The organism is Kitasatospora sp. MBT63 (genome assembly GCF_000710465.2).
Classification (GTDB): Bacteria; Actinomycetota; Actinomycetes; order Streptomycetales; family Streptomycetaceae; genus Kitasatospora.
In genome coordinates this window covers 1-3710 of record NZ_JAIZ01000214.1, presented here as the reverse complement: position 1 = coordinate 3710, position 3710 = coordinate 1, and the positions used below count along the sequence as shown (strand labels likewise).

Annotated in this window: 3 protein-coding genes and 1 pseudogene; 3 read left to right on the top strand and 1 reads right to left on the bottom strand. The window is 75.7% G+C overall.

What is annotated here, in order from left to right; genetic code table 11:
* Nucleotides 1-146: 146 nt before the first annotated feature.
* Nucleotides 147-1028 carry a DUF3027 domain-containing protein gene (locus AA75_RS14685; RefSeq protein ID WP_033820443.1) on the bottom strand — a complete coding sequence of 294 codons (882 nt, stop codon included), beginning with the start codon at nucleotides 1026-1028 and terminating at the stop codon, nucleotides 147-149.
* Between the two features lie 361 nt (nucleotides 1029-1389).
* Between AA75_RS14685 and AA75_RS14680 the strand changes: the two genes are divergently transcribed.
* The 3 genes and pseudogenes from AA75_RS14680 to AA75_RS50870 form a co-directional block, all read left to right on the top strand.
* Nucleotides 1390-2883, top strand: a complete 1494-nt coding sequence (locus AA75_RS14680) for an MFS transporter (RefSeq protein ID WP_233289026.1) — start codon at nucleotides 1390-1392, stop codon at nucleotides 2881-2883.
* A 102-nt stretch (nucleotides 2884-2985) separates the two neighbouring features.
* Nucleotides 2986-3504, top strand: coding sequence for a hypothetical protein (locus AA75_RS14675; RefSeq protein WP_051812398.1), 519 nt, complete (start codon nucleotides 2986-2988; stop codon nucleotides 3502-3504).
* Between the two features lie 11 nt (nucleotides 3505-3515).
* Nucleotides 3516-3710, top strand: a pseudogene (locus tag AA75_RS50870) (futalosine hydrolase); the annotation flags it as partial.

Below are 3710 nucleotides of genomic sequence, written 5' to 3'. Positions count from 1 at the left end.
GCCGTGGGGCGGGCCGGGCGGGACCGTGGCGGAACCGGTGGTGGAGCGGGGTGCGCCCGGCCGGCACCCGAGCCGGTCCACCGGCAGACCCCGCCGGAGCGGGGCCTGTTCGGCCGACCGGCCGGCCCCGGGGGCCGGTCCTGCGCTCAGGAGTGGCCGAGCTCCTCGGCGGGGGCGTCGGGCTCGACCGAGCCGCCGGTGCGGTCCGGGCGCAGCTGCAGCGGCTCGACGACGGTCTCGTCCAGGATCAGCTCGGAGGGGACCGGCGGGGCGGGCAGCACGGCGGCCTCGGAGTGCGCTCCGCAGCCGTACCCGAGGGAGACGACCTGGCCGTCGGCCGGGCCGAACTCGTTGCCGCAGACGCCGAACGCCTGGCCGAGCGAGCCGCCGATCGGGACCAGGAAGCCGCAGCTGGTGCAGGACGCCGGGGCCGCCTGGGCCATCGGCGTCTGCGGGCCGAACGCGGACTCCCAGCGGTCGGCGGCCAGGTGCAGGCCGAGCCGGGACAGCACCCGGGGGCGGGCCAGGCCCAGCTCCTCGGCGATGGCGCCGATCCGGGCCCGGGCGGGGGCGGGCTGGACGTCGGCGTCGGCCACCACCACGTCCTCCTCGGCGGCCAGGGCCACCACGGAGTTGGGGGCGGGCTCGTCCTCGCCGGTCCAGCCGGGCTCCAGGCGCAGGTCGTCGGCGCCGGTCGGCAGCAGGTCGCCGGGGCCGAGGTCGCCGGGGCGCAGCCGCTCGCTCCACGGCACCCACTCGGGGGCCAGCACGGCGTCCTGGCCGGGCAGCAGGACGGTCTCGTCGAGGGTGACGTTCTTGGCCCGTGGCGCCCGCGCCACGGTCACGGCCCAGTGCCAGCCGCGGTAGGCGGCGTCCAGGCACTCGAAGGTGTGGGTGACGACACGGTCGCCGTCCGCCTGCACCCCGAGGTGGGCGCCCACGCTCTCGGGGCCGACCGCCTCCTCGGCGGCCTGACGGGCGATTTCGACGGCCTCGGCACAGAGCCGGTCCGGGGTACGGCTTCGCATCGCAGCGCTCACGGCGTCGATTCTCTCCCAGTCCTGTCGTTCCTGCGGTCGATATCCGGCTCACCGCCCCGCCCGAGCGGTGCCCGCAGTGCTGCCGGCGGGCATCGGTCCGCCGGATCACGGTGTCCATTCTGCTCGAACCGGGTAGACCGCCGGGACGGGCCGCGCCGCCCTGGCCCTCCCCTGCTCACGGCCCGGCACGCGCCGTAGTGCAGGCTACCCGTCGGTCGGCCGCGGAGCACAGCCCGGGGCACCGGCGCGGCCCGGGCGGGGCACCGGACACCGTCCGGTCGGCGACTCGCCATCCGTACGCAAGGCCCAATCACTCGTAGGCCGGGCCGTTCTCGGGCAGGATGACGGTGTGACGGACGAGACCCCGTCGCAGCACGGGCCGCACTCCCCGCAGGGCGAGGACCACGCGGAGGCGGACACCATGCCGCGGCAGCCGACGGTCCCGCCGGCCGGCGCGGCGCAGCCGCCGCCCGGGCCGGAGGACGGGTCGGCGCAGCCCGCGCGCGGCGGGAACGCCCTGACCCGGGGCGCGTCGGCGGCGGGTGCCAGGACCGGCCGGGTGGTGCACGGCACCGGTCGGCGGATCCGCCGGGCGACGTCCGCGGAGGGCGCGGGCGAGTCGGGGCTGGCCAAGCTGATCGAGCTGCACGCGCTGAACTCGTTCGGCGACATGCTGATCACCATCGCGCTGGCGTCCACCATCTTCTTCTCGGTGCCGACCGGTGAGGCGCGCGGGCGGGTCGCGCTCTACCTGCTGATCACGATGGCGCCGTTCGCCTTGCTGGCGCCGGTGATCGGCCCGCTGCTGGACCGGCTGCCGCACGGCCGCCGCTCCGCGATGGCGATGTCGATGCTGGCGCGGGCGGTGCTGGCCTGGACGATGGCCGGCACGATCAGCACCGGCGGGCTGGCACTGTACCCGGAGGCACTGGGGGTGCTGGTCGCCTCGAAGGCGTACGGCGTGGTGCGCAGCGTGGTGGTGCCGCGGCTGCTGCCGCCGCAGTTGTCGCTGGTGAAGGCGAACTCGCGGGTGACGCTGGCGGGGCTGCTGGCGACCATGGTGGCGGCCGGGGTCGGCGGGGCGCTGCACCTGATCGGGCCGGGGTGGCCGCTGCGCGGGGCGTTCCTGGTGTTCGTGATCGGCACCCTGATGGCCTTCCACCTGCCGCACAAGGTGGACTCCGCCAAGGGCGAGCAGCGGGCGGTGCTGCATTCCGAGGAGCACGGTCCGGCGCCGGCCAAGGGTGTGCTGCGGGCGGTCGGGCCGTCGGTGATCCTGGCGCTGCGCGGGGTGTCGGCGCTGCGCTGGCTGGTGGGTTTCCTGGTGATGTTCCTGGCGTTCCTTATCCGCAACGACCCGCCGGGCGGGCTGCCGGAGACCGCGACCCTGGGCGTGGTGGCGGCAGCGGCCGGGGTGGGCAACGCGCTGGGTTCGGTGTTCGGGTCCTGGCTGCGCACCCGCGGCTCCGAGGTGATCATCACCGGGGTGCTGCTGCTGGCGACGGCGGCCACCACCTGCGCGGCGCTCTGGTACGGGCTGCTGACCATGGCGCTGGTGGCGGCGACGGCGGGCATGTCGGCCTCGCTGGGGAAGCTGGCGCTGGACGCGCTGATCCAGCGGGACGTCCCGGAGGCGGTGCGGACCTCGGCGTTCGCCCGCTCGGAGACGCTGCTGCAGCTGTCCTGGGTGCTGGGCGGGGTGATCGGCATCTCGCTGCCGCTGAACGCGGTGCTCGGGCTGTCGCTGGCCGCGGGGGTGACCTGTCTGGCGCTGGTGCTGACCATCTGGTCGCTGACCAGGGTCGGCCTGCGCGGGCCCGCGGCCCGCCCGCGGGTGGCCTGAGCCGGGTGCGCGGCGGGTGCGGATCGGCCGCCCGTGGGGCGGGCGCCGCGACTCGGGCACCCAGGCGCACCGTGATCGCGAAAGCCCGGTAGCCTCTTGCCCATGAGCCTCAGCACCCGTGTCATCGCCGCCGTCGGCGCCGTCGTCGTGATCGGCGCCGGCACGGTCGGCGGGTCCATCGCGTACGCCAACAGCGAGGGCAAGCCCCCGAAGCGCGAGGCGACCCTCGTGGTCGGCACCTCCTCGGTCCGCAGCGCCCCGCTCTGCTACAACAACGGCAAGCCGCTGGACCAGGACCAGATCGAGAAGTGCCAGGCGGACGGCCGGAAGGCCGGCCAGGACAAGAAGCTGACCTCCTCGGACGTGCGCGCCAGCGACCGGATCGGCGTCGGCGTCGACACCGACACCGCCGACCGCGGCTGGTTCGCCTTCACCGACGGCGGCCAGCAGGGCCAGGCCCCGATCGCGCAGGAGGTCAAGGGTTCGACCTTCTCCGGGTCGGTGCTCGCCTCCACCCTGCTGAGCACCACCGGCACCACCACGGTCACCGTGGTCGAGGCCGACCAGAAGACCAACGACATCTACGGCGTCTGGTACTTCACCCTGAACACCAAGGACTGACCGGTCCCGCGATGAGCGTGCGCGGCACCGACGAGCAGCCCGGCCCCTCGCAGGCCGGGCTGCTCGTCGTGGTCGCGGTGCCCGCCGAGGCCGAGGCGGTGCTGCGCGGGCTGCCGGACGGCGAGGACCCGCTGCCGCCGCCCGGCGCCGGCGGGCTGCGGCGCGCCCGGTCCGCGGACGGCGTGCCGGTGGACGTGCTGGCGGCC